The organism is Corallococcus sp. CA047B (genome assembly GCF_003612065.1).
Classification (GTDB): Bacteria; Myxococcota; Myxococcia; order Myxococcales; family Myxococcaceae; genus Corallococcus; species Corallococcus praedator.
On sequence record NZ_RAWD01000528.1, the window covers coordinates 1 to 3,801 of the forward strand.

Consider the following 3,801-nt stretch of genomic DNA (forward strand, 5'->3'; position numbering starts at 1 on the left):
TCCCCGCCCAAGGCGAAGAGCGCGGACAAGGCGAAGAGCGCGGACAAGGCGAAGGTCCCCAAGTCCATTGGCCGCAAGAAGAGCGCCGCCGCCCCGGCCCCCGCCCCGAAAGGCGCCAGGGTCGCGAAGAAATCGGCTTCCAAGAAAACGTTGGGACGCAAGAAACCCGCGCCCGGAGCGTGAAGTTCCGCTGCGCATGAACCGCGCCTGCCCGCATGCAGGGCGCGGCGTGGCCCCTCCCTCGGGTCCTGTTGGATCGCTCCCCGGCGCGTGAGATAGTGCGCGCCGTGTCGGGCACCAATGACAAGGGCAGCATCCAGACGGACATCGGGCAGGACGTGATCGACGAGGCGGTTGCCAGCGTCGAGCGTCGGATGGACGAAGGCGCGGACACCGCAGGTTCAGGGACGGAGGTGGAGGTGGACGTCGCCGCCTCCGAATCCGAAGCGGCCGCATCCACCCCCGAGGTCACTCCCCCCACCGAGGACGCGGCCGCGCTCCGGCAGGAGGTGGAGTCGCTGCGCGCGCAGCTGGACTTCAGCCAGGCCAAGGCCCGCGAGACGCTGGAGCGCTTGAAGGAAGCGCACGAGCGCGCCAAGGACTTCCAGGAGCGCGCCCTGCGCGCCGCCGCGGACCTGGAGAACTACCGCAAGCGCGCGCAGAAGGAGAAGGAGGACGTCCAGAAGTTCGGCGCGGAGAAGCTCCTCAAGGACCTGCTCCCCGTCATGGACAACCTGGACCGCGCGCTCGACGCCGCCAGCAAGTCCACCGACTTCGACAGCTTCCAGAAGGGCGTGGCCATGACGCGCAAGTCCTTCGAGGACGCGCTGTCCCGCCACGGCGTGAAGGGCTTCAGCGCCAAGGGGCAGCCCTTCGACCCGCGCCTGCACGAAGCCATCCAGCAGGTGGAGACCGCGGAGGTCGCCGCCGGCCACGTCGTCTATGAGGTGGCGCGAGGCTTCCACCTCAATGAGCGGCTGGTGCGTCCCGCGATGGTCGTCGTCGCGCGCGCCCCAGAGGTCGCCCCGCCGCCGGCCGCCGCCGCCGTCGCGGAAGCGCCCGCCAGCACCGATTCGCAGTCCAGCAGCAACGAGGCGCCCCAGGCGCCCGCGGATTCCGAGAGTTCCTCCGGGGGGAGTCAGTAGTCATGGCGAAGGTGATTGGTATCGACCTGGGCACCACGAACTCCTGCGTCGCCGTCATGGAAGGCGGCGAGCCGGTGGTCATCCCCAACAGCGAAGGCAGCCGCACCACGCCGTCCATGGTGGGCTTCACCGACTCCGGTGAGCGCCTGGTGGGGCAGATCGCCAAACGGCAGGCCATCACCAACCCGGAGAACACGGTCTTCGCGGCCAAGCGCCTCATCGGCCGCAAGTACGACTCGCCGGAGGCGCGCAAGGCCATTGGCGTCAGCTCCTTCAAGGTGGCCGCCAGCCCCAACGGCGACGCGTGGGTGGAGATCCGCGGCAAGGGCTACAGCCCGCCGGAAGTCAGCGCCATCGTGCTGATGAAGATGAAGCAGACGGCGGAGGACTATCTCGGTGAGCCCGTCACCGAGGCCGTCATCACGGTCCCCGCGTACTTCAACGACAGCCAGCGCCAGGCCACCAAGGACGCGGGCCGCATCGCGGGCCTGAGCGTGCTGCGCATCATCAACGAGCCCACCGCCGCGGCGCTCGCGTACGGCCTGGACAAGGTGAAGGACAGCCCCACGGAGCGCATCGCCGTCTACGACCTGGGCGGCGGCACGTTCGATATCTCCATCCTCGAGCTCACCTCCGGTGTGTTCGAGGTGAAGAGCACGAACGGCGACACGTTCCTGGGCGGCGAGGACTTCGACCAGCGGCTCATCGACTACCTGGCCAAGCGCTTCGCCGAAGGCAACAACGGCCTGGACCTGCGCAAGGACCGCATGGCGCTCCAGCGCCTGAAGGAAGCCGCCGAGCGCGCCAAGCACGAGCTGTCCAGCGCCCCGGAGACGGAGGTGAACCTCCCGTTCATCACCGCGGACGCGTCCGGTCCCAAGCACCTCACGGAGACCATCGACCGGTCCACCTTCGAGGCGCTGGTCGCGGACCTCATCGACCGCTCCATCGAGCCGTGCCGCATCGCGCTCAAGGACGCGGGTGTCACCGCGCAGGCCATCAACCAGGTGCTCCTGGTGGGCGGCATGACGCGCATGCCCCGCGTGCAGCAGAAGGTGAAGGAGTTCTTCGGCAAGGAGCCCCACAAGGGCATCAACCCGGACGAGGTCGTCGCCGTGGGCGCCGCCATCCAGGGTGGTGTGCTCAAGGGCGAGGTGAAGGACGTCCTCCTGCTGGACGTCACGCCGCTGTCGCTGGGCGTGGAGACCGCGGGCGGCGTGTTCACGAAGATCATCGACAAGAACACCACCATCCCCTGCAAGAAGGGCCAGGTGTTCTCCACCGCGGTGGACAACCAGCCGCTCGTGTCCGTGCACGTCCTGCAGGGCGAGCGCGAGATGGCGGCGGACAACAAGACGCTCGCGCGCTTCGAACTGGTGGGCATCCCGCCGGCGCCCCGTGGCGTGCCGCAGATTGAAGTGTCCTTCGACATCGACGCGAACGGCATCGTGCACGTGAGCGCGCGCGACCTGGGCACCGGCAAGCAGCAGCAGGTGCGCGTGGTGGGCAACTCCGGCCTGTCGGAGGCGGAGATCCAGACGATGATCTCCGACGCCCAGTCGCACTCCGCGGACGACAAGAAGAAGAAGGAGCTGGCGGAGCTGCGCAACAACGCGGACGGGCTCATCTACACCACGGAGAAGAGCCTGGAGGAGTACGCCAGCCTCCTGTCGGAGAAGGACCGCGAGGAGATCAAGTCGGACCTGGAGCGCCTGCGCTCCATCCTCAACACCTCCGACGCGGGCGCCCTGCGCGAAGCCTTCCAGCGCCTGGAGGGCAGCGCCTACCGCATCGCCGACGCCATCTACAGCGACCAGGCCAAGTCCGGCTGACACTCCGCCGGGCCTCCGCTGTCCGGTCGGTGGGAAAACGCCGGGGCCTGCAATCGCCCGGCGCCTGCGTTCGTAGGCCCGGGGTCCGCCTCTTTCTTCCTCGGAGCCCCCTCATGGAACTGACAGAAGCCGTGATGGTCATCATGGTCACCGGCATGACCATCGGCGTGCCTTTGCTCGGCCTCACGCTGCGCTTCGCCCTCAAGCCCGTGGTGGAGACGTGGCTGCGCGTGCGCGAGGTCCAGGCCCGCGGGCAGGTGTCCGCCGGGGAGCTGGAGGGGCTGCGCGCCCGCGTGGCGCACCTGGAGCACATGCTGGACCGGCACGGCATGCTGGAGCACCCCGTCACCCGGGCCTCCCCGGAACTGCCGGAGCGCCTGCCCTCGGCGGTGCGCCTGGACCGCGAGCGCGTCTGACGCCCCACCTCCCGGGCGCTTCTCTGCGCCGGCTTTTCGGGTATTGATGGGAGCGTGGAGTTCCATTCCCCGGAAGAAGAGCTCGCCTTCCTGCGCGGCCTGACGGCCGTGAACCGGATGGCCGACGACATCCTCGAGGACTGTCTGGAGCGGGGTCTGGACCTGGACACCGGCCTGGACGTGTTCCTCACGCAGTGCGCGCGGATGGTGCACGCGCGCGCGGGCTTCGTGTCGCTGCGGGGCACGCGCGGCCCGGTGCTGACGCGGGTGCTGGGGGAGCTGGGCGCGGACGTCTTCGAGGCGGCGCACTGGACGGGGCCCCAGCGGCTTCGCGATGGCCGCACGCTCTTCTGCGTACAGCTCACCCTGGGGCGGCTCAACCTGGGCGGGCTGGGGCTGGTGGTGGAC

3 protein-coding genes and 2 pseudogenes are annotated in these 3,801 nt (G+C 69.2%); all 5 read left to right on the forward strand.

Features of this window, described 5'->3' with window-relative positions; all coding sequences use genetic code 11:
* Positions 1 to 183, forward strand: a pseudogene (locus tag D7X74_RS44675) (hypothetical protein); the annotation flags it as partial.
* A 95-nt stretch (positions 184 to 278) separates the two neighbouring features.
* Positions 279 to 1,145, forward strand: coding sequence for a nucleotide exchange factor GrpE (grpE, locus tag D7X74_RS40405; RefSeq protein ID WP_120538259.1), 867 nt, complete (start codon positions 279 to 281; stop codon positions 1,143 to 1,145).
* Positions 1,146 to 1,147: 2 nt separating this feature from the next.
* Complete coding sequence (gene dnaK / locus D7X74_RS40410; RefSeq protein ID WP_120538257.1) at positions 1,148 to 2,977, forward strand: molecular chaperone DnaK; 1,830 nt, start codon at positions 1,148 to 1,150, stop codon at positions 2,975 to 2,977.
* Positions 2,978 to 3,090: 113 nt separating this feature from the next.
* Positions 3,091 to 3,393: a hypothetical protein gene (locus D7X74_RS40415; protein ID WP_120538258.1), complete on the forward strand. Its 303-nt coding sequence runs from the start codon at positions 3,091 to 3,093 to the stop codon at positions 3,391 to 3,393.
* 54 nt (positions 3,394 to 3,447) lie between these two features.
* A pseudogene (locus D7X74_RS40420) lies at positions 3,448 to 3,801 on the forward strand (serine/threonine protein kinase); the annotation flags it as partial.